Source organism: Roseateles sp. FW301-B2, assembly GCF_058788955.1.
Window position 1 is genome coordinate 74194 of sequence record NZ_JBYTBE010000021.1, and the last position, 24591, is coordinate 98784.

General features: G+C 65.4%; 25 protein-coding genes and 1 tRNA gene. 2 read left to right on the forward strand and 24 right to left on the reverse strand.

Going from position 1 to position 24591, the window contains the following annotated elements; all coding sequences use genetic code 11:
- Positions 1 to 17 precede the first annotated feature (17 nt).
- The 15 genes from nuoI to rpsO form a co-directional block, all read right to left on the reverse strand.
- Positions 18 to 500, reverse strand: a complete 483-nt coding sequence (gene nuoI / locus AC3WQY_RS15375) for an NADH-quinone oxidoreductase subunit NuoI (protein WP_285235655.1) — start codon at positions 498 to 500, stop codon at positions 18 to 20.
- Positions 501 to 504: 4 nt separating this feature from the next.
- Positions 505 to 1602: an NADH-quinone oxidoreductase subunit NuoH gene (nuoH, locus tag AC3WQY_RS15380; RefSeq protein ID WP_285232264.1), complete on the reverse strand. Its 1098-nt coding sequence runs from the start codon at positions 1600 to 1602 to the stop codon at positions 505 to 507.
- 4 nt (positions 1603 to 1606) lie between these two features.
- A complete protein-coding gene (gene nuoG / locus AC3WQY_RS15385) occupies positions 1607 to 3931 on the reverse strand; it encodes an NADH-quinone oxidoreductase subunit NuoG (RefSeq protein WP_492709524.1) in 2325 nt (774 codons plus the stop codon).
- Between the two features lie 14 nt (positions 3932 to 3945).
- Positions 3946 to 5289 (reverse strand): NADH-quinone oxidoreductase subunit NuoF, encoded by a 1344-nt coding sequence (gene nuoF / locus AC3WQY_RS15390; protein WP_492709525.1) that lies wholly within the window; start codon positions 5287 to 5289, stop codon positions 3946 to 3948.
- Positions 5290 to 5304: 15 nt separating this feature from the next.
- The gene (locus tag AC3WQY_RS15395) at positions 5305 to 5823 is read right to left on the reverse strand and encodes an NADH-quinone oxidoreductase subunit NuoE family protein (RefSeq protein ID WP_285232267.1); all 519 of its coding nucleotides are present in this window, start codon (positions 5821 to 5823) and stop codon (positions 5305 to 5307) included.
- Positions 5820 to 7073 (reverse strand): NADH-quinone oxidoreductase subunit D, encoded by a 1254-nt coding sequence (locus AC3WQY_RS15400; protein ID WP_285232268.1) that lies wholly within the window; start codon positions 7071 to 7073, stop codon positions 5820 to 5822. Before AC3WQY_RS15400 ends, AC3WQY_RS15395 begins: the two co-directional genes overlap by 4 nt.
- Positions 7074 to 7077: 4 nt before the next feature.
- Positions 7078 to 7671: an NADH-quinone oxidoreductase subunit C gene (locus AC3WQY_RS15405; RefSeq protein ID WP_492709526.1), complete on the reverse strand. Its 594-nt coding sequence runs from the start codon at positions 7669 to 7671 to the stop codon at positions 7078 to 7080.
- Between the two features lie 12 nt (positions 7672 to 7683).
- Positions 7684 to 8160: a NuoB/complex I 20 kDa subunit family protein gene (locus AC3WQY_RS15410; RefSeq protein WP_046113908.1), complete on the reverse strand. Its 477-nt coding sequence runs from the start codon at positions 8158 to 8160 to the stop codon at positions 7684 to 7686.
- A 26-nt stretch (positions 8161 to 8186) separates the two neighbouring features.
- The gene (locus tag AC3WQY_RS15415) at positions 8187 to 8546 is read right to left on the reverse strand and encodes an NADH-quinone oxidoreductase subunit A (protein ID WP_285232270.1); all 360 of its coding nucleotides are present in this window, start codon (positions 8544 to 8546) and stop codon (positions 8187 to 8189) included.
- A 245-nt stretch (positions 8547 to 8791) separates the two neighbouring features.
- A tRNA-Leu gene (locus AC3WQY_RS15420) sits at positions 8792 to 8876 on the reverse strand.
- Between the two features lie 101 nt (positions 8877 to 8977).
- Positions 8978 to 9349: a preprotein translocase subunit SecG gene (gene secG / locus AC3WQY_RS15425; RefSeq protein WP_285232271.1), complete on the reverse strand. Its 372-nt coding sequence runs from the start codon at positions 9347 to 9349 to the stop codon at positions 8978 to 8980.
- Between the two features lie 64 nt (positions 9350 to 9413).
- The gene (tpiA, locus tag AC3WQY_RS15430) at positions 9414 to 10154 is read right to left on the reverse strand and encodes a triose-phosphate isomerase (RefSeq protein WP_492709527.1); all 741 of its coding nucleotides are present in this window, start codon (positions 10152 to 10154) and stop codon (positions 9414 to 9416) included.
- 15 nt (positions 10155 to 10169) lie between these two features.
- On the reverse strand, positions 10170 to 11156 hold the full coding sequence (locus tag AC3WQY_RS15435) for an NAD(P)H-quinone oxidoreductase (RefSeq protein WP_492709528.1): 987 nt from the start codon (positions 11154 to 11156) through the stop codon (positions 10170 to 10172).
- 9 nt (positions 11157 to 11165) lie between these two features.
- Complete coding sequence (gene pnp, locus AC3WQY_RS15440; protein WP_285232274.1) at positions 11166 to 13331, reverse strand: polyribonucleotide nucleotidyltransferase; 2166 nt, start codon at positions 13329 to 13331, stop codon at positions 11166 to 11168.
- A 214-nt stretch (positions 13332 to 13545) separates the two neighbouring features.
- A complete protein-coding gene (gene rpsO / locus AC3WQY_RS15445; protein WP_285232275.1) occupies positions 13546 to 13815 on the reverse strand; it encodes a 30S ribosomal protein S15 in 270 nt (89 codons plus the stop codon).
- A gap of 429 nt (positions 13816 to 14244) precedes the next feature.
- Here rpsO and AC3WQY_RS15450 point away from each other — a divergent pair, with 429 nt between their 5' ends.
- Positions 14245 to 14685 (forward strand): Hsp20/alpha crystallin family protein, encoded by a 441-nt coding sequence (locus AC3WQY_RS15450; RefSeq protein WP_492709529.1) that lies wholly within the window; start codon positions 14245 to 14247, stop codon positions 14683 to 14685.
- A gap of 8 nt (positions 14686 to 14693) precedes the next feature.
- Here the strand turns inward: AC3WQY_RS15450 and tsaD are convergent, their stop codons facing one another.
- From tsaD to uvrB, 9 genes are all read right to left on the reverse strand, one after another.
- A complete protein-coding gene (gene tsaD / locus AC3WQY_RS15455) occupies positions 14694 to 15725 on the reverse strand; it encodes a tRNA (adenosine(37)-N6)-threonylcarbamoyltransferase complex transferase subunit TsaD (RefSeq protein WP_285232277.1) in 1032 nt (343 codons plus the stop codon).
- Positions 15726 to 16064: an ISC system 2Fe-2S type ferredoxin gene (fdx, locus tag AC3WQY_RS15460; RefSeq protein WP_285232278.1), complete on the reverse strand. Its 339-nt coding sequence runs from the start codon at positions 16062 to 16064 to the stop codon at positions 15726 to 15728.
- Positions 16065 to 16066: 2 nt separating this feature from the next.
- Entirely contained in the window at positions 16067 to 17923 is a 1857-nt protein-coding gene (gene hscA, locus AC3WQY_RS15465; RefSeq protein ID WP_492709530.1) for a Fe-S protein assembly chaperone HscA, read from the reverse strand.
- A gap of 4 nt (positions 17924 to 17927) precedes the next feature.
- Positions 17928 to 18455 (reverse strand): Fe-S protein assembly co-chaperone HscB, encoded by a 528-nt coding sequence (gene hscB / locus AC3WQY_RS15470; protein WP_492709531.1) that lies wholly within the window; start codon positions 18453 to 18455, stop codon positions 17928 to 17930.
- Positions 18456 to 18523: 68 nt separating this feature from the next.
- Entirely contained in the window at positions 18524 to 18847 is a 324-nt protein-coding gene (gene iscA / locus AC3WQY_RS15475) for an iron-sulfur cluster assembly protein IscA (RefSeq protein ID WP_285232281.1), read from the reverse strand.
- A gap of 17 nt (positions 18848 to 18864) precedes the next feature.
- On the reverse strand, positions 18865 to 19251 hold the full coding sequence (gene iscU / locus AC3WQY_RS15480; protein ID WP_285232282.1) for a Fe-S cluster assembly scaffold IscU: 387 nt from the start codon (positions 19249 to 19251) through the stop codon (positions 18865 to 18867).
- Between the two features lie 26 nt (positions 19252 to 19277).
- Positions 19278 to 20498 carry an IscS subfamily cysteine desulfurase gene (locus AC3WQY_RS15485; RefSeq protein ID WP_285232283.1) on the reverse strand — a complete coding sequence of 407 codons (1221 nt, stop codon included), beginning with the start codon at positions 20496 to 20498 and terminating at the stop codon, positions 19278 to 19280.
- An 18-nt stretch (positions 20499 to 20516) separates the two neighbouring features.
- Positions 20517 to 21050 carry a Fe-S cluster assembly transcriptional regulator IscR gene (gene iscR / locus AC3WQY_RS15490; RefSeq protein ID WP_285232284.1) on the reverse strand — a complete coding sequence of 178 codons (534 nt, stop codon included), beginning with the start codon at positions 21048 to 21050 and terminating at the stop codon, positions 20517 to 20519.
- Positions 21051 to 21407: 357 nt separating this feature from the next.
- Complete coding sequence (gene uvrB / locus AC3WQY_RS15495; RefSeq protein ID WP_492709536.1) at positions 21408 to 23507, reverse strand: excinuclease ABC subunit UvrB; 2100 nt, start codon at positions 23505 to 23507, stop codon at positions 21408 to 21410.
- Between the two features lie 168 nt (positions 23508 to 23675).
- Between uvrB and AC3WQY_RS15500 the strand changes: the two genes are divergently transcribed.
- Positions 23676 to 24591 (forward strand): amino acid aminotransferase (locus AC3WQY_RS15500; protein ID WP_492709532.1); only part of this gene is annotated, 916 nt, incomplete at its 3' end.

A 24591-nucleotide genomic window follows, 5' to 3' on the forward strand; every position in this document is an offset into this window, starting at 1 on the left:
GACCTGACCCTCAGCCATCAGCGGTACTTGGCGTCGGCCTCCTTGGTGGCTGCGATCTCTTTTTCATAACGGTCGCCAACGGCCAGGAGCATGTCCTTGGTGAAGTACAGGTCGCCGCGCTTTTCGCCGTGGTATTCGAAGATCGGCGTCTCGACGATCGAATCCACCGGGCAGCTCTCCTCGCAGAAGCCGCAGAAGATGCACTTGGTGAGGTCGATGTCGTAGCGCGTGGTGCGGCGGCTGCCGTCCTCGCGCACGTCCGACTCGATGGTGATCGCCATCGCCGGGCAGACCGCCTCGCAGAGCTTGCAGGCGATGCAGCGCTCTTCGCCATTCTCGTAGCGGCGCAGCGCGTGCAGGCCGCGGAAGCGCGGCGACAGCGGCGTCTTCTCTTCCGGGAACTGCACCGTGATGTTGCGCGAGAGGAAATGCCGGCCGGTCAGGGCCATGCCCTTGAACAGCTCGGTGAGCAAGAAGCTCTTGAGGAAATGTTTGACCATCACGTCACTTCCAGATGTTCAGCGGCGACTGGATCCACAGTCCGACCACAACAAGCCAGATCAGGGTCACGGGAATGAAGATCTTCCAGCCCAGACGCATGATCTGGTCGTAGCGGAAGCGGGGGAATGTGGCGCGCACCCACAGGAACATGGTGACGACGACGAACATCTTGGCGAACAGCCAGAACCAGTTCCAGAACGGCAGCGTGGCCTTGATGAGGGCCGGCGTTTCCATGCCCAGCAGGCTCCAGGAAATCGGTGCCGACCAGCCGCCCAGGAACATCACCGAGGCCATCGTGGAGACCAGGATCATGTTGGCGTACTCGGCCAGGAAGAACATCGCGAACGCCATGCCCGAGTACTCGATCATGTGGCCGGCCACGATCTCCGACTCGCCTTCCACCACGTCGAAGGGGTGACGGTTGGTTTCGGCCAGGCCCGAGATGAAGTAGACGACGAAGATCGGCAGCAGGGGCAGCCAGTTCCAGGACAGGAAGTTCATGCCCATCGCAGCGAAGCGGCCGGTCTCCTGCGAGATCACGATCTGGCTCATGTTCATGCTGCCGGTGACCATCAGCACCACCACCAGCGCGAAGCCCATCGCGATTTCATAGGACACCATCTGGGCCGAGGCGCGCAGCGCACCCAGGAAGGCGTACTTCGAGTTGGAGGCCCAGCCGGCGATGATGACGCCGTAGACCTCCAGCGAGGTGATGGCCATCAGGAACAGCAGGCCGGCGTTCACGTCCGCCACCGCCGCCTGCGGGCCGAACGGCACCACCGCCCAGGCCGCCAGCGACGGCATGATGGTCATGATGGGGCCGAGGAAGTACAGGCCCTTGTTGGCAGCCGTCGGGATGATGATCTCCTTGAAGATCAGCTTCACCGCATCGGCGATCGGGGTCAGCAGGCCGTAGGGGCCGACGCGGTTCGGGCCCGGGCGGATCTGCGACCAGCCGATGGCCTTGCGCTCCCAGAGCGTCAGGTAGGCGACGAACAACATCAGCGGTGCCACCACCGCGATGATCTTGAGCAGGCTCCAGATGACGGGCCAGAAGCCGCCCAGGAGCGCGTTGCCGGATTGATAGAGGCTGTCGATCATGGGTTCACACCTTGGCAATCGTCAGGCTGCCGAACGCGGCGCCGAGGGCGGCCGTTTCGGGCAGGCCGGCCGGCACACGCACCACATTGGCAGGCAGGCCGGCATCCAACTTGGCGGCCAGTTGCGCCGTGCCGGCGCCGTCCTGGCTCACGCTGATGCGGCCGCCCTCGGCCAGGCCGAGTTGCTCCCACAGTGCCTTGGACACGCGGGCCACGGCGGACCGGCGCGCGTCGGTGGTCAGCTGCAGCGAGCTGGCGCGGCGCACCAGGGCATCGGTGGCGTAGATGGGCAGGTCGGCGATGCGCTCGATGGCGGCCGGTTGGCCGAACACCACGGCGGCCTGGCCGGCATTGCTCAGACGCGCACTCAGATCGGCATCCACACCCAGCGCCTCGGCGCGCACCTGCTCGGAGCTCTCATGGCCAAAGCCCTGCAGGCCCAGCAGATTGCCCAGCACGCGCAGGATCTTCCAGCCCGGGCGGGTTTCACCCAGCGGCTTCACCACGCCCACAAAGCTCTGCAGGCGACCTTCGGCATTCACGAAGCTGCCCGAGGTCTCGGTGAACGGCGCGGTGGGCAGCAGCACGTCGGCGTAGTCCATGCCCGACTTGAAGGGGCTCAGCACCACCACCATGTCGGCAGCGTCCAGGGCCTTGGCGGCGGCGGCCGGGTTGGCGGCGTCCAGCAGCGGATCGGTGTTCAGCAGCAGCAGCGCCCGGGCGCCCTTGGCACCCAGGATTTCGGCGGCGTTCGCACCGCCCTGCCCCGGCATCGCCTTCACCAGCTGCGCGCCCACCGTGTTGGCGGCGGCCGTCAGGTAACCGACGCTGGCGCCGGTCTGCGCGGCAATCCAGTTGGCCAGGCTCAGCAGGCTGGCGGCCTGCGGATGTTCGGCGGCGGCGTTGCCCAGCAGCACGGCCTTGCGCGAGCCGCTCAGCAGCGCCGCGGCGATGGCCTTGGCGGCCGCGGTGGCCTGGCCGGCGGCCGGCGCCTGCACGCCCACGCTCTCGGCGATGGCGGCGGCCACGTTGGCCAGCTCCTGCACCCAGGCGCTGGGAGCCGCGGTGATGCGCGCGGCCACCGGCAGCAGCCAGTCATCCTCGCTGGCATGCAGGCTCAGCACCTGGGCGCCGTGGCGGGCGGCCTGGCGCAGGCGCTGCGCGAACAGCGGGTGGTCCTTGCGCAGGAAGGAACCGATCACGAACGCGCGGTCCAGTTCGCTCAGGGACGCAATCGGGGTACCCAGCCAATGCGCCTTGCCGGCCTCGGCCACGTTGTCGAAGGCGGCATGACGCAGGCGATGGTCGATGTTCTCGCTGCCCAGGCCGCGCACCAGCGAGGCCAGCAGGTGCAGCTCTTCCACCGTGCTGTGGGCCGAGCCCAGGGCGGCGATGCTGGCGGCGCCATGCTGGCTCTTGATGCCTTGCAGGCCCTTGGCCACGTACTCGAGCGCCACGCTCCAGTCGACTTCCTTCCACTGGCCGCCCTGCTTGATCATGGGTTGGGTCAGGCGGGCGTCGCTGTTGAGGGCCTCGTAGGAGAAGCGGTCGCGGTCGGCGATCCAGCATTCGTTGACGTCTTCGTTCTCCAGCGGCACCACGCGCATCACCTGGTTGCCCTTGACCTGCACGATCAAGTTGGCACCGGTGGAGTCATGCGGGCTGACGCTCTTGCGACGCGACAGCTCCCAGGTGCGGGCGCTGTAGCGGAAGGGCTTGCTGGTGAGCGCGCCCACCGGGCAGATGTCGATCATGTTGCCGGACAGCTCGGAATCCACCGTGCGGCCGACAAAGGTCTGGATCTCGCTGTGCTCGCCGCGGTGGGCCATGCCCAGTTCCATCTGGCCGGCGATCTCCTGGCCAAAGCGCACGCAGCGGGTGCAGTGGATGCAGCGGCTCATCTCCTCCATGGAGACCAGCGGGCCGACGTTCTTGTGGAACACCACGCGCTTTTCTTCGGTGTAGCGCGACTTGCCGGCGCCATAGCCCACCGCCAGGTCCTGCAGCTGGCACTCGCCGCCCTGGTCGCAGATGGGGCAATCCAGCGGATGGTTGATGAGCAGGAACTCCATCACGCCCTGCTGGGCCTTGATGGCTTTCTCGCTCTTGGTGCGCACGATCATGCCCTGCGTCACCGGCGTGGCGCAGGCCGGCATGGGCTTGGGCGCCTTCTCCACGTCCACCAGGCACATGCGGCAGTTGGCGGCGATGGAGAGCTTCTTGTGATAGCAGAAATGCGGGATGTAGGTGCCGGCCTTCTCGGCCGCATGCATCACCATGCTGCCTTCCAGGACCTCTACCTTCTTGCCGTCGAGTTCGATTTCAACCATATCTCTTCCTGCGCTCAGGCAGCGGCCGGCACCAGGGCCGTCTTGTGTTCGATCAGGTGCACGAACTCGTGCTTGAAATGCTTGATCATGGCGCGCACCGGCATCGCCGCGGCATCGCCCAGGGCGCAGATGGTGCGGCCCTGGATGTTGTCGGCGACCGAGTTCAGCAGCTCGATGTCTTCGGGCTTGCCATGGCCGTTGGCGATGCGCTCGACCACGCGGTGCATCCAGCCCGTGCCTTCGCGGCAGGGCGTGCACTGGCCGCAGCTCTCATGTGCGTAGAAGTAGGACAGGCGCAGCAGGCTCTTCACCATGCAACGGCTGTCGTCCATCACGATCACCGCGCCCGAGCCCAGCATGGAGCCGGCCTTGGCGATGGAGTCATAGTCCATCGTGCATTCCATCATCGTCGCGGCCGGCAGCACCGGCGCCGACGAGCCGCCGGGAATCACGGCCTTCAGCGTGCGGCCCTTGCGCACACCGCCGGCCAATTCCAGCAGCTTGGCGAAGGGCGTGCCCAGCGGAACCTCGTAGTTGCCGGGGCGCTCGACGTCGCCCGAGACCGAGAAGATCTTGGTGCCGCCGTTGTTGGGCTTGCCGATCTCGAGGTAGGGCTGGCCACCGTTGCGGATGATCCAGGGCACCGCCGCGAAGGTTTCGGTGTTGTTGATGGTGGTGGGCTTGCCGTAGAGGCCGAAGCTGGCCGGGAATGGCGGCTTGAAGCGCGGCTGGCCCTTCTTGCCTTCCAGCGATTCCAGCAGCGCGGTTTCCTCGCCGCATATATAGGCGCCGAAGCCATGGTGGGCGTGCAACTGGAAGCTGAACTCCGAACCCAGGATGTTGTCGCCCAGCAAGCCGGCGGCGCGCGCCTCTTCCAGGGCCGCTTCGAAGCGCTCGTAGACCTCGAAGATCTCGCCGTGGATGTAGTTGTAGCCCACCTTGATGCCCATCGCGTAGGCGGCGATCGCCATGCCTTCGATGACGATGTGGGGGTTGTACATGAGGATGTCGCGGTCCTTGCAGGTACCGGGCTCGCCCTCGTCGGAATTGCAGACCAGGTACTTGGCGCCCGGGAACTGGCGCGGCATGAAGCTCCACTTCAGGCCGGTGGGGAAGCCCGCACCGCCGCGGCCGCGCAGGCCGGAGGTCTTCACTTCGGCGATCACCTGATCGGTCGTGAGCCCTTCGCCACCATCCTTGCCCAGGATCTTGCGCAGCGCGGCATAGCCGCCGCGCGCTTCGTAGTCCTTCAGGCTCCAGTTGCTGCCATTCAGGCCGGCATAGATCTGCGGGCCGAGGTGGCGGTCGTGGAAACAGGTTTCGACGCCCTTGGCTTGAAACTTGGAGAGATCCAGCATGCTATTTCTCTTCCCTCAGTTCTTGGCCGAATTGTTGGAATTGGCCTTGAGCACGTCGACCAGTTCGTCGAGACGCTCATGGCTCATGAAGCTGCACATCTGGCGATCGTTCACCAGCATCACCGGCGCATCGGCGCAGGCGCCCAGGCACTCGCATTTCTGCACGGTGAAGAGGCCATCGGCGGTGGTGCCGCCCTCTTCCACGCCCAGCTTCTGGCACAGATGGTCCAGCGCCTGCTGGCCGTTGCGCAGCAGGCAAGGCAGGTTGGTGCAGACGTTGAGCTTGAACTTGCCCAGCTGCCGCTGGTTGTACATGTTGTAGAAGGTCGTGACCTCGTACACCGCGATGGCCGGCATGCCCAGGTAGGCGGCGATGGCGTCTTCGCTCTCGCGCGACACATAGCCCTGCTCCTGCTGCACGATGGACAGGCAGGCCATCACGGCCGACTGCTTCTGCTCGGCCGGGTACTTCGCGACTTCGCGGTCGAAGCGAGCGCGCGTGGCCTCGCTGATCACATAGGTGGTGGCGCTCATCGATCGATCTCACCAAAAACGATATCCATGGTGCCGATCACGGCAACAGCGTCGGCAATCATGTGGCCCTTGGCCATCTCATCCAGCGCGGCCAGATGCGAGAAGCCCGGCGCACGGATCTTCAGGCGGTAAGGCTTGTTGGCACCGTCGCTGACGATGTAGATGCCGAACTCGCCCTTGGGATGCTCGACGCCCACATAGGCCTCGCCCTCGGGCACGCGGAAGCCTTCGGTGAAGAGCTTGAAGTGGTGAATCAGCTCTTCCATGTTCGACTTCATGTCGACACGGGCGGGCGGTGCCACCTTGTGGTTGTCGGTGATGACCGGGCCGGGGTTGGCGCGCAGCCAGTCCACGCACTGCTTGATGATGCGGTTGGACTGGCGCATCTCTTCCATGCGCACCAGATAGCGGTCGTAGGTGTCGCCGTTGGTACCCACCGGAATGTCGAAATCCATCTGGGCGTAGACATCGTAGGGCTGGGTCTTGCGCAGATCCCAGGCGATGCCGGAGCCGCGCAGCATCGGGCCGCTGAAGCCCATGTTCAGCGCGCGCTCGGGGCTGACGACGCCGATGCCCACGGTGCGCTGCTTCCAGATGCGGTTGTCGGTCAGCAGGGTTTCGTAGTCGTCGACGTTTTTGGGGAAGCGCGCGCAGAAGTCGTCGATGAAGTCCAGCAGCGTGCCCGAACGGTTCTCGTTCAGCATCGCGATGGTCTTGGCGTTCTTGATCTTCGAGACCTGGTACTGCGGCATGCTGTCCGGCAGGTCGCGGTAGACGCCGCCCGGACGGAAATAGGCCGCGTGCATGCGCGCGCCCGACACCGCCTCGTACATGTCGAACAGATCCTCGCGCTCGCGGAAGGCGTAGATGAGGATGTTCATGGCGCCGCAATCGATGCCATGCGCGCCGATCCACAGCAGGTGGTTCAGCAGGCGCGTGATCTCGGCAAACATCACGCGGATGTATTGCGCGCGCAGCGGCACGTCCACGCCCAGCATCTTCTCGATCGCCAGGCAGTAGGCATGCTCGTTGGCCATCATCGACACATAGTCGAGCCGGTCCATATAGGGCAGCGACTGGATGTAGGTCTTGGTCTCGGCCAGCTTCTCGGTGGCACGGTGCAGCAGGCCGATATGCGGATCGGCGCGCTGGATCACTTCGCCATCCAGCTCCAGCACCAGGCGCAGCACGCCGTGGGCGGCCGGATGCTGAGGCCCGAAGTTGAGGGTGTAGTTCTTGATATCGGCCATGGTTTTACAGCCCGCCGTAGTTGTCTTCGCGGATGACGCGCGGCGTGATCTCACGCAACTCAATCGTCACCGGCTGGTAGATCACGCGCTTCTGCTCGGCGTCGTAGCGCATTTCCACATGCCCCTGGGTCGGGAAGTCCTTGCGCATCGGGTGACCGATGAAACCGTAGTCGGTCAGGATGCGACGCAGGTCCTCGTGGCCTTCAAAGATGATGCCGTAGAGGTCGAAGGCTTCGCGCTCGAACCAGTTGGCCGAATTCCAGATCGGCGTGACGGCCGCCACGCAGGGGAAATCGTCGTCGGCGCAGAACACCTTCAGGCGCAGGCGCCAGTTCTTGTTGACCGACAGCAGGTGCGAGGCCACCGCATAACGCGGGCCTTCATAGCCACCGTCGCCGTAGGCGCTGTAGTCCAGGCCGCACAGGTCGATCAGCTGTTCGAAGCGCAGCTCCGAATGGTCGCGCAGCGTCTTGGCTACGGCTAGGTAGTCGGCGGGCGAGACGCGGATGGTGATTTCGTCGAACTCGCGCTTGAGTTCCAGAATCTGGCCGGCCAGCACCTTCTCCAGTGCGGCCTGCAAGGTATCAAGTTTGCTCATTGATGGCAGCCTTCAGCGTGCGATGGTGTTCTCACGGCGGATCTTGGCCTGCAGCTGCAAGATGCCATAGAGCAAGGCCTCGGCGGTGGGCGGGCAACCGGGCACGTACACGTCCACCGGCACGATGCGATCGCAGCCGCGCACCACCGAATAGCTGTAGTGGTAGTAGCCGCCGCCGTTGGCGCAGGAGCCCATCGACAAGACCCAGCGCGGCTCGGCCATCTGGTCGTAGACCTTGCGCAGCGCCGGCGCCATCTTGTTGCACAGGGTGCCGGCCACGATCATCAGATCGGACTGGCGCGGGCTCGGACGGAACAACATGCCGAAGCGGTCGATGTCGTAGCGCGCCGCACCGGCATGCATCATCTCCACCGCACAGCAAGCCAGACCAAAGGTCATCGGCCACAGTGAACCGGTCTTGGACCAGTTGATCAGCTTGTCCACCGAGGTGGTGACGAAGCCTTCCTTCAAAACGCCTTCGATACCCATGGGGCGTGCCTTCGCGTCAGAGCAGTTTATTCCCAGTCCAGGGCGCCTTTTTTCCACTCGTAGGCAAAGCCCACGACCAGAATGCCCAGGAAAATCATCATGGCCCAGAAACCCGTGGCTCCAATTTCGCGCAGGGCCACGGCCCAGGGAAACAGGAAGGCGATTTCCAGGTCAAACAATATGAAGAGAATGGCCACGAGGTAATAGCGCACATCGAATTTCATGCGTGCGTCTTCAAAGGCCTCGAAGCCACATTCGTAAGGGGAGTTTTTGGCCTGATCCGGCCGATTGGGTCCCAGCAGGAAGCCCAGAACCTGGGGCGCTATACCTACCGCTGCGCCGACCAAGATAAAGAGGATGACGGGGAGGTACTGTTCCAGATTCACAGTTTTTGCTCTCGGTTGCGCTGCCCTGCGGCCTCCAGGCCCAGCAGCAACATATTCGACAAAAGCAACGGGCGCGCCGTTGGCGATGGAGTATCGCTCACGGACTGCGCCCGCCTAGTCCCTTCGCAGCATCCGGCATGACCTTCGTCAAACCTTCACCACTACAGGGCGCCACAACCAACATCACCAACACATCGTCGGGCTCCAACCCTGGGATGTTAACTGACGACCTCGATCGCATTGTTTGGTGCCGACGGCGAGACTCGAACTCGCACAGCTTTCGCCACTACCCCCTCAAGATAGCGTGTCTACCAATTTCACCACGTCGGCGCTTGCCTGTTATTCGGTTGCTTGAGGATTGCTTCCGAGACAGCCTTGAATTCTATACCGAAATTTCAAGGCTCCAGCGAGATTCGCTGTATTTTTGCGACTCAGTTCGAGGCCGCGGAAGCCGGTGCCGCGGGCAGGCTGGTCGGCACTGCAGCTGCGCCGGATGCGGGTGCCGCAGGCGCCGTCGGAGCGGCACGGTCCAGCACGCTTTCGCCACCCGCCGGAGCCGCGCTGCCGCGGCTGCCCAGATAGGCCAGGCCCAGGGTGCAGACAAAGAACAGCGTGGCGCACACCGCCGTGCTGCGCGACAGGAAGTTGGCGCTGCCGGTGGCGCCGAACAGGCTACCCGAGGCACCGCTGCCGAACGAGGCGCCCATATCGGCACCCTTGCCATGCTGCACCAGCACCAGGCCGATCATCGCCAGGGCGCTCAGCAGTTGCACGATCAGTACCAGATTCATCAACACTTGCATCTCAAACTCTCCAGGAAATCATTCGCGATCGCGGCCGCCTCGGCCGCATCGCCTTGTTACGGGCTCAGCCGGCAGCGCGGCAGATGGCCGAGAAGTCAGCCGCCTTGAGGGCGGCGCCGCCGATCAGGCCACCGTCGATATCGGGCTGGGCAAACAGTTGCACCGCGTTGTCGGGCTTGACGCTGCCGCCATACAGAATGCGCATCGCGTCGGCCTTCTGCGTCGCGGCGGCGAGCTGCTTGCGCAACACCGCATGTACCGCCTGCGCCTGTTCGGGCGAAGCGGTGAGGCCGGTGCCGATCGCCCACACCGGCTCATAGGCCAGCACGATCTCGCCAATGCAATGCGTCAGCGTATGGATCACCGCGGCCAGCTGGCGCTTCACGACCGCCTCGGTTTGCCCCGCCTCGCGTTCGGCCAGGGTTTCACCCACACAGACGATGGGCGTCACGCCATGCGCGAGCGCAGCCTTGGCCTTGTCGGCCACCAGCTGATCGCTCTCATGGTGATAAGCGCGACGCTCGGAGTGGCCGACGATGACATAGCGGCAGCCAATGTCGGCCAGCATGGCCGACGAGACCTCGCCGGTGTAGGCGCCCTGCTCATGGGCCGAGCAGTCCTGGGCACCAAAGGCCACCGCCTGGCCGGTCAACGCCAGGGCGGTCTCGGTGATGTAGGGAAACGGCACGCAGACCGCCACATCGGCGTTCCACGGACCCGCCTCCTTCAAGCCGGTCAGCAACAAGGCATTGGCAGCACGGCTGCCGTGCATCTTCCAATTGCCCACCACCAACTTCTTGCGCATCGCTAACACTCCAACTTACCAGCTCAGCACGATCTTGCCCACATGCTCGCCCGACTCCATGAGTGCGTGCGCGGCAGCGGCCTGATCGGCTGGCAATTGTTTGTAGATCACCGGCGCAATGGTGCGCGCCGCCAGCAAGGGCCAGACATGCGCGCGCAGCGCGCGCGCAATGCCGCCCTTGAACTCGAGCGAGCGCGGCCTGAGCGTCGAGCCACTGACGGTCAGACGCCGGCGCAAGACCTGACCCGCATCGAACTCGGCCTTGACGCCACCCTGCACCGCGATGATGACGGCCCGGCCGTCGTCGGCCAGGCATTGCACATTGCGGGCCACATAGTCGCCCGCCACCATATCGAGGATCACATCCACGCCACGGCCCGCGGTGGCCGCCTTGACCTCGGCCACGAAGTCCTGCGTGCGATAGTTGATCGCCACATCGGCACCCAGCTTCAGGCAGGCCGCGGCCTTCTCGGCATTGCCCACCGTCACCAGCACCTTGGCGCCAAAGGCCTTGGCCAACTGGATCGCCGTCACGCCGATGCCGCTGCTGCCGCCATGGATCAGGATGCTTTCGCCGGGCTGCAGACGTGCCCGCTCGAACACATTGCTCCAGACGGTGAAGAAGGTCTCGGGCAGGCTGGCCGCCTCGGCCATGCTCCAGCCATCCGGCACCGGCAGGCATTGCGTCACGGGGGCCGTGCAAAGCTCGGCATAGCCACCGCCCGCCACCAGCGCGCAGACCGCGTCGCCAATGTGCAGGCCGGCCGCAGCCAGGGCCTGCGCATCGCCCGCAACAATGCGCCCCGCCACTTCCAGGCCAGGCAGATCGCTGGCACCGGGAGGCGGCGGGTACGCACCCTTGCGTTGCAGTACATCCGGGCGGTTGATGCCATAGGCCTGCACGGCGATCAGGCACTCCCCTGCCCCGGCGACGGGGTCGGGTCGGCTGACCAGCTGCAGCACCTCGGGCGCGCCCGGCTGCGTGATGGCGATGGCCTTCACTGCCAGGCCTTACTCGGCCGCGCCTTCTTCGGCCACCGGGGCAGCGACGGGCGCTGCCTGCGGTGCGAATGCGGGCGCAGCGTCGCGGTCGATCAGGGCCTTCATCGACAGCTTGATGCGACCCTTCTCGTCGGTCTCCAGCACCTTGACCTTGACGATCTGGCCTTCGGTCAGGAAGTCGGTGACCTTCTCGACGCGCTGGTGGGCGATCTGGCTGATGTGCAGCAGACCGTCCTTGCCGGGTAGCAGGTTCACGAGCGCACCGAAGTCCAGGATCTTGGTGATCGGGCCTTCGTAGACCTTGCCCACTTCCACTTCGGCGGTGATCTCTTCAATGCGCTTCTTGGCGTGTGCGGCCTTGTCGGCGTCGGTCGAGGCGATGGTGATGGTGCCGTCTTCACCGATGTCGATGGTCGTGCCGGTCTCTTCGGTCAGCGCACGGATGGTGGCGCCGCCCTTGCCGATCACGTCACGGATCTTCTCGGGGTTGATCTTCATGGTGTACAGACGGGGCGCGAACTCCGACACCTCGGTCGAGGCGCCGGCCACCGCTTCCACCATCTTGCCCAGGATGTGCAGACGCGCTTCCTTGGCTTGCGCCAGCGCGACCTGCATGATTTCCTTGGTGATGCCCTGGATCTTGATGTCCATCTGCAGGGCCGTGATACCGGTGGTGGTACCCGCGACCTTGAAGTCCATGTCGCCCAGATGATCTTCATCGCCCAGGATGTCGGTCAGCACGGCGAAACGGTTGGCGTCCTTGATCAGGCCCATGGCGATACCGGCCACGTGTGCCTTCAGCGGCACGCCGGCGTCCAGCAGCGAGAGGCAGCCGCCGCACACCGAAGCCATCGACGAGGAGCCGTTGGACTCGGTGATCTCCGACACCACACGGATCGAGTAGGGGAAGTCTTCCTTGTTCGGCAGCACCGCCACCAGGGCGCGCTTGGCCAGACGGCCGTGGCCGATTTCGCGGCGCTTGGGGCTGCCCACGCGACCAGTTTCGCCGGTGGCGAACGGAGGCATGTTGTAGTGCAGCATGAAGCTCTCGCTGAACTCGCCGGCGAGCGCGTCGATGGTCTGCGAATCGCGGTCGGTGCCGAGGGTCGCGGCCACCAGGGCCTGGGTCTCGCCACGCGTGAACAGCGAGGAACCGTGGGCGCGCGGCAGCACACCGGCGCGGATCTCGATCGGGCGCACGGTGCGGGTGTCGCGGCCGTCGATGCGGGGCTCACCGGCCAGGATCTGGCCACGCACGATGCGGGCTTCGATCTCGAACAGCAGGCCGTCGACCTCGACACCGTCGAATTCCACGCCCTCGGCCTTCAGGGTCTCCTTGACCTTGGCATAGGCCTCGCGGCAGGCCACGGTGCGGGCTTGCTTGGAGCGGATCTGGTAGGCGGCGCGCAGCGCCTCTTCGGCCAGGGCCGTGACCTTGGCGATGAAGGGCTCGTTCTTGGCCGGAGCCACCCAGTTCCAGCTCGGCTTGCCGGCGTCGCGCACCAGTTCATGGATCGCGTTGATGGCGATCTTGCCCTGCTCATGGCCGAACACCACGCCACCCAGCATGATGTCTTCGCTGAGCTGGTCGGCTTCGGATTCCACCATCAGCACGGCGGCCTCGGTACCGGCCACCACCAGGTCCAGCTTGGAGTCCAGCAGCGCGGTCTTGCCGGGGTTCAGCACGTATTCGCCGTTCACATAGCCCACGCGCGCAGCGCCGATCGGGCCATTGAAGGGGATGCCGGAGATGGCCAGCGCGGCGCTGGTGGCGATCAGGGCGGCGATGTCGGCCTGCACCTCGGGGTTCAGCGACACCACATGCACCACCACCTGCACTTCATTGAAGAAGCCTTCGGGGAACAGCGGGCGGATCGGGCGGTCGATCAGGCGCGAGGTCAGGGTTTCCAGCTCGCTGGGGCGGCCTTCACGCTTGAAGAAGCTGCCGGGGATCTTGCCGGCGGCATAGGTCTTCTCGAGATAGTCGACGGTCAGCGGGAAGAAGTCCTGGCCGGCCTTGGCCTCGCCCTTGGCGACCACGGTGGCCAGCACCACGGTGTCTTCGATGTTCACCAGCACGGCGCCGGAAGCCTGGCGTGCAATCTCGCCAGTTTCCATGATGACCTGGTGGTTGCCCCATTGGAAGGTCTTGGTGACTTTGTTGAACAAGCTCATGTTCATCTCCTCTAGTGTTTGGGCGCTTGCGGTGCGCCTGCGAACCGGGAGTGGGGCTGGGTTTGGCCGGATGCCATTCCAGGGGGCCTCGGGCGAAGCACCTTGGAATGACACATCTCAACCACGTCAGCTCAACTCCAAAACGTTGAACTACAAAGACAAAGAGCCTGTGCTGGCAGTAGTTCCAGACAGGCTCCTTGATCGCGACAGCTGCTTACTTACGCAGACCCAGCTTCTGGATCAGTGCGGTGTAACGCGCAGCGTCCTTGCGCTTCAGGTAAGACAGCAGGCTCTTGCGGGCGTTGACCATCTTCAGCAGACCGCGGCGGCCGTGGTGGTCCTTGGCGTGCAGCTTGAAGTGGGGGGTCAGCTCGTTGATGCGAGCGGTCAACAGGGCCACTTGGACTTCCGGCGAACCGGTGTCGTTGGCGCTGCGAGCGTTCGACTTGACGATGTCTGCTTTGTTCAGATCGGCGACTGCCATGGTGCGTTCCTAGCTATCGGAATCCGCCGGGCAGCGCTCCCATGAAGGGACTAAAGCGTCGCTCTCAGACGGTTTCCAGGTTTTCAACTTGCGGTCACAGGTGAAACCGACCCGTGCCGTGCCTTGCTCCACGCCACCAAACAATGCCTGGCGGCGCAAAACCTGCGGATTGTAGACCAAAACCGGACGCAGGCGCAGCACACAGACCGATTCGGATGCACAAGCCTCCGCATATGGCAGCGCATGCGGACGGTTTCAAGAGGCTTGTGCAAGCAATGCGGACGCATGTCACCTGAATTTGACGGCCGGCAAGGCGGCCGCTGCCGCAGCTCTTGAAAGCGCCCGCCCTGCACCTAAGTTCGGGCCATGGGCACTGACCGCTCCGTTGCCGGCAGGCCCGTTGTTCCACCGATTCCGCAAGGAGGCTCTATGTTTCTCGTTCCCGTGAACCGCAATGCATCCGAACTCTCGCGCAGCCTGGAGCGTCTGTTTGACGACGGCCTGAGCAACTTTTTCGGCGACGGCCGCGAGCTCACCAGCCAGTTGCGCAGCCCGGCGCTGGATGTCAGCGAAACCGAGCAGGGCTACACGGTCAAGCTGGACATGCCCGGCGTGCCCAAGGAAGCCGTGAAGATCAGCATCGACGGCCGCCGCATCAGCGTGGACGCCGAGACCCGCAAGGACGAGGAGAAGAAGGACGGCGAGCGGCTGCTGTACCGCGAACGCTCCAACTCGCGATTCTCGCGCAGCTTCAGCCTGCCCGAGGAAGTGAGCCAGTCCGACTCCAGCGCCAAGATGGACCATGGTGTGCTGACGTTGAACCTCGCCAAGCGCCAGGCCAAGGGCGCCGCACAACTGACGGTGAGCTGAACGCGTCGTCAGGCCGCCGCAAGATCCCAGCGCGGCCTGACTTCGAAGCTGCCATCGCGCCTGAGCTGGCCCATGCCGCGCTGCAAACGCATGGCGGCGGCCATCGCGATCATGGCGCCGTTGTCGGTGCACAAGCTGAGTTCGGGATAGTGCACACGCACGCCACGCTTGGCACAGGCGCTGTTGAGTTGCTCACGCAGGGCGCTGTTGGCACCCACGCCGCCGGCCACCACCAGGCGCTTGAGGCCCGAGGTCTTGAGCGCCAGCAGCGACTTCTTCACCAGCACCTCGACGATGGCGGCCTGCGTGGCGGCCGCCAGATCAGCACGCTGCTGTTCGGTCGGCGATTCGCCCAGGCGCTTCACCTGGGTCAGCACCGCCGTCTTCAGGCCCGCAAAGCTGAAATCCGGCTTGCCGCTGTGCAGCAGCGGCCGTGGCAATTCGAAGGCCTTGGGGTCGCCCTGCAGGGCCAGCTTGGCCAGATGCGGACCGCCCGGGTAAGGCAGGCCCAGCAGCTTGGCGCTTTTGTCGAAGGCCTCGCCGGCCGCATCGTCGATGGTTTCGCCCAGGATCTCGTAGCTACCCACATCGTCCACCCGCATCAGCTGCGTGTGCCCGCCCGAAACCAGCAGGGCCACGAAGGGAAACTCGGGCGCATCCGTCGAGAGAAAGGGCGAGAGCAAATGGCCTTCCAGGTGATGCACGCCCAGGCTGGGCTTGCCCAGCGCGGCGGCCAGCGCCACCGCCACGCCGGCCCCTACCAAGAGGGCGCCGGCAAGGCCTGGCCCCTGGGTATAGGCAATCACATCCACGTCCGCCAAGCCCAACTGCGCCCCGGCCAGGACCTCGCGCGTGAGCGGGATGACACGGCGGATATGGTCGCGCGAGGCCAGCTCGGGTACCACACCGCCATAGGCCTGGTGCATGCTGATCTGGCTGTGCAGGCCCTGCGCCAGCAAGCGCGGCGCGCCCTGCTCGGGCACCTCGACCAGGGCCACCCCGGTCTCGTCACAGGACGACTCGAAGCCCAGCACGCGCATTCAGTGCTTTTCCTTGGCGTGGTTGATCGAGTACTTGGGGATTTCAATGGTGACGTCCTGATTCGCCAGGATGGCCTGGCAGCTCAGGCGCGAATCGGGTTCCAGCCCCCAGGCCCGATCCAGCATGTCTTCCTCGCCCTCCTCCATCTCGGACAGCGAACGCTGGCCGGCGCGCACGATCACGTGGCAGGTGGTGCAGGCGCAGACCTGGTCGCAGGCGTGCTCGATGGGAATGTCGTTGTCCAGCAGGGCCTCGCAGATCGAGGTGCCGGACGGTGCCGTCACCTCGGCGCCCTGCGGGCAGTACTCGGGATGGGGAAGAATCTTGATGATGGGCATGGTCAGAGCTGCTCGATGTTGCGGCCCGCCAGCGCCTGGCGTATGCCTTTGTTCATGCGTGCGGCCGCGAAGGCCTCGGTTCCCTTGGCCAGGGTCTCGACGGCGGCATTGATGCGATCGGCGTCTTCGCCGATCGCCGCGGCCTGCATCTGCTCCAGCAAGGCGTCGATCTCGGCATGTTCGCCCGCCGTCAGCAGGTCGGCGTCGGCCGCCAGCGCCGACAGGGTGGCCAGGCGCATGCGCTCGGCCTCCACCCGCGCCTCGCGCAGCGCGCGCGCCTTCATATCGGTCTCGGCACTGGCAAAGCCATCCTTGAGCATGCTGGCGACCTGCTCGTCCGAGAGCCCATAGCTGGGCTTGACGCTGATGGCGGCCTCCACGCCCGAGCCCAGTTCGCGCGCCGACACGCTCAGCAAGCCATCGGCGTCGACCTGGAAGCTCACGCGGATGCGCGCCGCACCGGCCACCATGGGCGGAATGCCGCGCAGCTCAAAGCGCGCCAGCGAGCGGCACTCGCTCACCAGTTCGCGCTCGCCCTGCAGCACATGGATGGCCATGGCGGTCTGGCCGTCCTTGAAAGTGGTGAAGTCCTGCGCCTTGGCCACCGGAATGGTGGCGTTGCGCTCGATCACGCGCTCCACCAGGCCACCCATGGTCTCCAGCCCCAGCGACAGCGGGATCACGTCCAGCAACAGGATCTCGCCATCGGCCGCGTTGCCGGCCAATTGGTTGGCCTGGATGGCGGCACCCAGGGCCACCACCTCGTCCGGGTTCAGATTGGTCAGGACCTCGCGGCCGAACAACTGGCCGACGGCCGCGCGCACGCAGGGCATGCGGGTCGAGCCGCCCACCATCACCGTGCCTTGCACCTCGTCGGCCTTGATCTTCGCGTCACGCAGCACGCGGCGCACCGCGATCAGGGTCTTGTCCACCAGCGGCTTGGCCAGCGCTTCGAACTGCTGGCGGCTGACGCTCACACCGACGCGCCCCGCGTCCAGCTCGCAGGCCAGCTCGGTGGACTCGGCCGCGGACAGCGCCTCCTTGGCGCGACGCGCGGCGACCAGCACGGCGCGCTTGTCGTGCGCACTGGCGGCTGCCAGGCCCGCCTGGGCCAGCGCCCAGTCGGCCAGCAACTGGTCAAAGTCGTCACCGCCCAGGGCGGCATCGCCGCCGGTGGCCACCACCTCGAAGACGCCGCGCGTCAGGCGCAGCAACGAGATGTCGAAGGTGCCGCCGCCCAGGTCATAGACCGCGTAAAGCCCCTCGGACGCGTTGTCCAGCCCATAGGCGATGGCCGCCGCGGTGGGCTCGTTGATGAGGCGCAGCACCTTGAGGCCGGCGAGCTGGGCCGCATCCTTGGTGGCCTGGCGTTGGGCGTCGTCGAAGTAGGCCGGCACGGTGATCACGGCACCGAACACGTCGTCGGCAAAGCTGTCTTCGGCACGATAGCGCAGCGTCGCCAGGATCTCGGCGGAGATCTCCACCGGCGACTTGACGCCCGCGCGCGTGTTCACGCTCAACATACCCGGCGTGTCCTCGAAGCGGTAGGGCAGCTTGTCGCGGCCGCCGATGTCCGCCAGCGCGCGCCCCATGAAGCGCTTCACCGAGACGACGGTGTGCTCGGGGTCGTCGGCCTGCGCCGCCAGCGCTTCGGCACCGATCTGGCGCCCGCCATCCTCGAGGTAGCGCACCGCCGACGGCAGGATCACGCGACCCTGCGCATCTGGCAGACACTCGGCCACGCCATGGCGTACCGAGGCCACCAGCGAATGGGTGGTGCCCAGGTCGATGCCGACGGCGATGCGCCGTTCATGCGGATTGGGCGACTGGCCCGGTTCGGAAATCTGCAGCAATGCCATGTTCTTATTGTCCCAGCCCGTCCAGGGCGTCCAGGCGCTTGTCGATATCGGCGCGGAAGCGTGTCACGAACATCAGCGCGCGCACGCGCTGGGCCGCAGCGGCCGCATCCTGTTTGTCGTCCAGCAGCGTGCCGGCCTCCGCCAGCAAGGCGCGTTCGCGCGCCGCCACCAGATCGTCCAGCGCCTGCACCGCCGCCACGCCATCGGCCTCGTCGAGGGCCTCGCGCCATTCCATCTGCTCCATCAGGAAGCCGGCCGGCATGGCGGTGTTGTCATGCTCTTGCAGCGGCGCACCGCGCAGTTCGCACAGGTAGGCGGCGCGCTTCATCGGGTTGCGCAGACGCTGGTGGGCCTCGTTGACGCGCACCGCCCATTGCATCGCCAGACGCTGTGCGGCCGCGCCGTCGGCGGCGAATTTATCCGGGTGCACGCGGGCCGCCACCGCCTTCCAGCGCGCGTCGATATCGGCCAGCTCCTGCGCAAAGCGCTGGGGCAGGCCAAAGAGGCTGAAATCGTCGTCGGCGAGATTCATGAAGCGTGGTCAGCGAAGCAACAAAAACGCGGCCAGGGTTGGCCGCGCCTCGTCATCGGAGCATGGGCTCAGACGCGGAAAGACTCACCGCAACCGCAGCGATCCTTCTCGCGCGGGTTGCGGAACTTGAAGCCCTCGTTCAAACCCTCGCGCACGAAGTCCAGCTCGGTGCCATCCAGGTAGGGCAAGCTCTTCGGATCGATCAGGATCTTGACGCCATGGCCCTCGAACACGATGTCCTCCGGCGCCACGTCATCGGCGTATTCCAGCTTGTAGGCCAGCCCCGAGCAACCGGTGGTCTTCACCCCCAGGCGCACACCCACACCCTTGCCGCGCTTGGTGATATAGCGCGTCACATGGCGCGCCGCGGCTTCCGTCAAGGTCACTGACATCCTGAACTTCCCGCGGCTTACTGAACGTGCTTGGCGCGGTAGTCATCCACCGCGGCCTTGATGGCGTCTTCGGCCAGGATGGAGCAGTGGATCTTCACCGGCGGCAGTGCCAGTTCCTCGGCAATCTGGGTGTTCTTGATGTCGAGGGCCTGGTCCAGGGTCTTGCCCTTGACCCACTCGGTCACCAGCGAGCTGGAAGCGATGGCCGAGCCGCAACCATAGGTCTTGAACTTGGCATCCTCGATCAGCCCGGTGGCGGGGTTGACCTTGATCTGCAGCTTCATCACATCGCCGCAGGCCGGCGCACCCACCATGCCCGTGCCAACGCTGTCGTCACCCTTTTCGAAGGCGCCGACGTTGCGGGGGTTCTCGTAGTGATCAACGACTTTTTCACTGTATGCCATCTTGTTCTCCTGCTAGTTCCGGCCGCTCAGTGCGCGGCCCACTGGATGGTGCTGAGGTCAATACCATCCTTGTACATATCCCACAGCGGCGAGAGCTCGCGCAGTTTCGCCACCCTGTCCTTCAGCGTGCTGACGGCATAGTCGATCTCCTCCACCGTGGTGAAGCGGCCGATCGTCATGCGCAGGGATGAATGCGCCAGCTCATCGCTGCGGCCCAGGGCGCGCAGCACATAGCTGGGCTCCAGGCTGGCCGAGGTGCAGGCCGAACCGGACGACACCGCCAAGCCCTTCACGCCCATGATCAGGGACTCGCCCTCCACATAGTTGAAGGACATGTTCAGGTTGTGCGGCACGCGCTGCTTCAAATCGCCATTGACGAACACCTGCTCGATGCCCGACAGGCCATCCAGCAGGCGCTGGTGCAGCATGCGGATGCGCTCGCCCTCTTCCTTCATTTCCAGCTTGGCGATGCGATAGGCCTCGCCCATGCCGATGATCTGGTGCGTGGCCAGCGTGCCCGAGCGCATGCCACGCTCATGGCCGCCGCCGTGCATCTGCGCTTCCAGGCGGATGCGCGGCTTGCGGCGCACGAACAGCGCGCCGATGCCCTTGGGGCCATAGGTCTTGTGCGAGGCCAGGCTCATCAGGTCGACCGGCAGGCTCGCCAGGTCGATCTCCACCTTGCCGGTGGCCTGCGCGGCATCGACGTGGAAGATCACGCCGCGTTCGCGGCAGAGATTGCCGATCGCCACGATGTCCTGGATCACGCCAATCTCGTTGTTGACGAACAAGACCGAGGCCAGGATGGTGTCCGGCCGCAGCGCGGCCTTGAACGCTTCCAGATCCAGCAGGCCGTTCTCCTGCACATCCAGGTAGCTGACGTCGAAACCCTGACGTTCCAGCTCGCGGCAGGTGTCCAGCACCGCCTTGTGCTCGGTCTTGAGGGTGATGATGTGCTTGCCGCGGGTCTTGTAGAACTGCGCCGCACCCTTGATCGCCAGGTTGATGGACTCGGTGGCGCCCGAGGTCCAGACGATTTCGCGCGGATCCGCATTCACCAGCGACGCGACCTGCTCACGCGCCTTCTCCACCGCGGCCTCGGCCTCCCAGCCCCAGGCATGGCTGCGGGACGCGGGGTTGCCGAAATGCTCGCGCAGCCAGGGCACCATCACATCCACCACGCGCGGGTCCACCGGGGTGGTGGCGCCGTAGTCCAGGTAGATCGGGAAATGCGGGGTCATGTCCATGGTTGAGAAACTGCGGGTTTACTTGTTGAAGGCGTTGCCGAGCGCGAACACCGAGTTCGGCGCGGTGATACGGATGGGTTTGACGACGGGGGTCGAGGAGATCGCACGCTTGATCGGCGCCTCCTCGATCGTGACGCCCTTGGCGAGCTGGTCTTCCACCAGCTTGCGCAGCGACACGGAGTCCAGGTACTCGATCATCTTGGCGTTCAGGCTGGTCCAGAGTTCGTGCGTGATGCAGCGGCCGGTGTCCTCGCCCATGCAGTTTTCCTTGCCACCGCAACCGGTGGCGTCGATGGGCTCATCCACCGCCACGATGATGTCGGCCACCGTGATGTTCTCGGACTTGCGCCCCAGCGAATAACCGCCGCCCGGGCCGCGCGTGCTCTCCACCAGTTCGTGGCGGCGCAACTTGCCGAACAGCTGCTCCAGATAGGACAGGGAGATCTGCTGGCGCTGACTGATGGCGGCCAGGGCCACCGGGCCGCTGTTTTCACGCAGCGCCAGATCGATCATGGCCGTGACGGCGAAACGCCCTTTGGTGGTCAAACGCATGGAATACTCCTTCGGCCTCGAGGGGCCCTGAGCCAGCACGAACTAAACGAACACTGGAAAACCCTGCTTGCTCAATGCAAGTCATCGACAGCCTGGGTTTACCCTCGCCTATGTCCGAGCATTTTACTCAATTATCGCCAAGCTTGCTCGGCACGCGTCCCGCGCGGCGCAAGGCCCTGCTGGTGTCAGGTCTTGCGTAGCCGCTGTCGCAGCGCTTGCGCCAGCGGCGCGCAGGCCGCTGCGCCCAGGAACAGGGCCAGCTTGCATCGCGAAGATGAGATCGAAGTGATCGAAATCAAGCGCCCCGGGCTGCCGCGCCCGCTGTGCCAACAGGCCGCAGCCGCGCGCCAGCGCGCCTCATTTGCCTGGCTTGATGGCGCTGATCGGCACTATGTTGTCGTGCACGGCCGCGCCAAAGGCCTGCTCGCGTAGCTCGGCCAATTGGTCGCGGATGCGCGCCGCCTTTTCGAACTCCAGGTTGCGCGCATACTCCAGCATCTGCTTCTCGAGCTGGGTGATGCGCTTGCTGAGGTCCTTCTCCGACAGCACCTCCACCTCGGCGGCGTGGATCAGCTTCTGGTCGTCGCGACCTGGCTTGTCGGAATAGACACCGTCGATCAGATCGCGGATGCGCTTGTTGACGCCGCGCGGCGTGATGCCGTGCTCGAGATTGAAGGCCACCTGCTTGGCGCGGCGCCGCTCGGTCTCGCCGATCGCCTTCTTCATCGACTCGGTCATGCGATCCGCATAGAGGATGGCCTTGCCGTTCAGGTTGCGCGCGGCCCGGCCTATGGTCTGGATCAGGCTGCGCTCGGCGCGCAGAAAGCCCTCCTTGTCGGCATCCAGGATCGCCACCAGCGAGACCTCGGGGATGTCCAGGCCTTCGCGCAGCAGGTTGATGCCTACCAGCACATCGAACACCCCCAGGCGCAGGTCGCGCAGGATCTCCACCCGCTCCACCGTGTCCACGTCCGAGTGCAGATAGCGCACCTTGACGCCGTTGTCGCTCAGGTAGTCGGTGAGCTGCTCGGCCATGCGCTTGGTCAGCGTGGTGATGAGCACGCGCTCGTTCACCTTCACGCGCTCGTGGATCTCCTGCAGCACGTCGTCCACCTGGTGGGTCGCGGGCCGCACCTCCACCGTCGGATCCACCAGGCCGGTGGGCCGCACCACCTGCTCCACCACCTGCCCCGAGTTCTGCTGCTCGTAGGCCGCCGGCGTGGCCGAGACAAACACCGCCTGGCGCATCTTGCGCTCGAACTCCTCGAACTTGAGCGGCCGGTTGTCCAGCGCCGAGGGCAGGCGGAAGCCATATTCCACCAGCGTGGTCTTGCGCGCCCGGTCGCCGTTGTACATGCCGCCGAACTGGCCGATCAGCACATGGCTCTCGTCCAGGAACATCAGCGCATCGGGCGGCAGATAGTCCACCAGGGTCGGCGGCGGCTCGCCCGGCGCGGCCCCGGAGAGATGGCGGGTGTAGTTCTCGATGCCCTTGCAATGCCCCACCTCCTGCAGCATCTCCAGGTCGAAGCGGGTGCGCTGCTCGACGCGCTGCGCCTCCACCAGCTTGCCCTCGGCCACGAACTGGCCGACGCGCTCGCGCAGCTCGGCCTTGATGGTGTCCATCGCGGCCAGCACGCGATCGCGCGGCGTGACGTAATGGCTGCTGGGGTAGACCGTGAAGCGCGGGATCTTCTGGCGGATCTGGCCGGTGAGCGGGTCGAACAGCTGCAGGGCCTCGACCTCGTCGTCGAACAGCTCGATGCGCAGGGCCAGTTCCGAATGCTCGGCCGGGAACACGTCGATGGTGTCGCCCCGCACGCGGAAATGCCCGCGCACGAACTCCATCTCGTTGCGCTGGTACTGCATGCGTATCAGCTGGGCGATCACATCGCGCTGGCCCATCTTGTCGCCCACGCGCAGCGTCATCACCATCTGGTGATAGTCGGCCGGGTTGCCGATGCCGTAGATGGCCGACACCGACGCCACGATCACCACGTCGCGCCGCTCCATCAGGCTCTTGGTGCAGGACAGGCGCAACTGCTCGATCTGCTCGTTGATGGCGCTGTCCTTCTCGATGAAGAGATCGCGCTGCGGCACATAGGCCTCGGGCTGGTAGTAGTCGTAGTAGCTGACGAAGTACTCCACCGCGTTCTTGGGAAAGAAGTCGCGGAACTCGCTGTAGAGCTGCGCCGCCAGCGTCTTGTTGGGCGCAAAGACGATGGCAGGCCGCCCCAGGCGCGCGATCACATTGGCCATCGTGAAGGTCTTGCCCGAGCCGGTCACGCCCAGCAGGGTCTGGTAGCTGAGGCCATCGTTGATGCCCTCCACCAGCTGCGCGATCGCGGTCGGCTGGTCGCCCGCCGGCGGAAAGGGCTGAAAAAGCTGGAACGGCGAGCCTTCGAAAGAGACGAACTCGCCCTTCGGGGCGTTCGTGTCTTCCTCGGCAATAGGCATCACGGCAGGTGCATCTGGCATGGGGGATTCCCTGAGATCGGCCCGCGTCCCCGCCTAAAATGGCGGCGCTGTCGCGGGCTGCGAACCCGACAGCGTAGCGCAGCCGGCACTGGCTTGCCGGCGCCACTCCCTCCCGCTCTTGCCACCGTCCTGTCAGGAAAGACGCCCATGTCCTTGTTTGCCGCCGTCGAAATGGCCCCCCGCGACCCCATCCTGGGTCTGAACGAGCAATTCAATGCCGACACCAATCCCGCCAAGGTGAACCTGGGCGTCGGCGTGTATTACGACGAGAACGGCAAGCTGCCCCTGCTGCGTTGCGTGGCCGAGGCCGAGGCGCAGATGCAGGCCGCCCCCAAGGCGCGCGGCTATCTGCCCATCGACGGCATCGCCGCCTATGACCAGGCGGTGCAGGGCCTGGTGTTCGGCGCCGACAGCGCCGCGGTGCGCGAGGCCCGCGTGGCCACCGTGCAGGCCCTCGGCGGCACCGGCGGCCTGAAGATCGGCGCCGACTTCCTCAAGCGCCTGAGCCCCGATGCCCAGGTGCTGATCTCCGATCCGAGCTGGGAGAACCACCGCGCGCTGTTCACCAACGCCGGCTTCAAGGTCTCGACCTACCCCTATTACGACGCCGAGCAGCGCGGCATCCATGTCGCCGGCATGCTGGCCACGCTGCAGGCCGCCGCACCCGGCACCATCGTCGTGCTGCACGCCTGCTGCCACAACCCCACCGGCTACGACCTCAGCGCCGAGCAATGGGCCCAGGTCGTCGAGGTGGTGAAGGCGCGCGGCCTGGTGGCCTTCCTGGACATGGCCTACCAGGGCTTTGGCGAAGGCATCGCCGAGGACGGCGCGGTGGTGCAGCAGTTCCTGGCCGCCGGCCTGGACTTCTTCGTCTCCACCAGCTTCTCCAAGAGCTTCTCGCTCTACGGCGAGCGCGTCGGCGCGCTGAGCGTGGTGTGCGTCTCGCCCGAGGAGGCCAAGCGCGTGCTGAGCCAGCTCAAGATCGTCATCCGCACCAACTACTCCAACCCACCCACCCATGGCGCCCAGGTGGTGGCCATGGTGCTCTCCCCCCCCGCCCAGC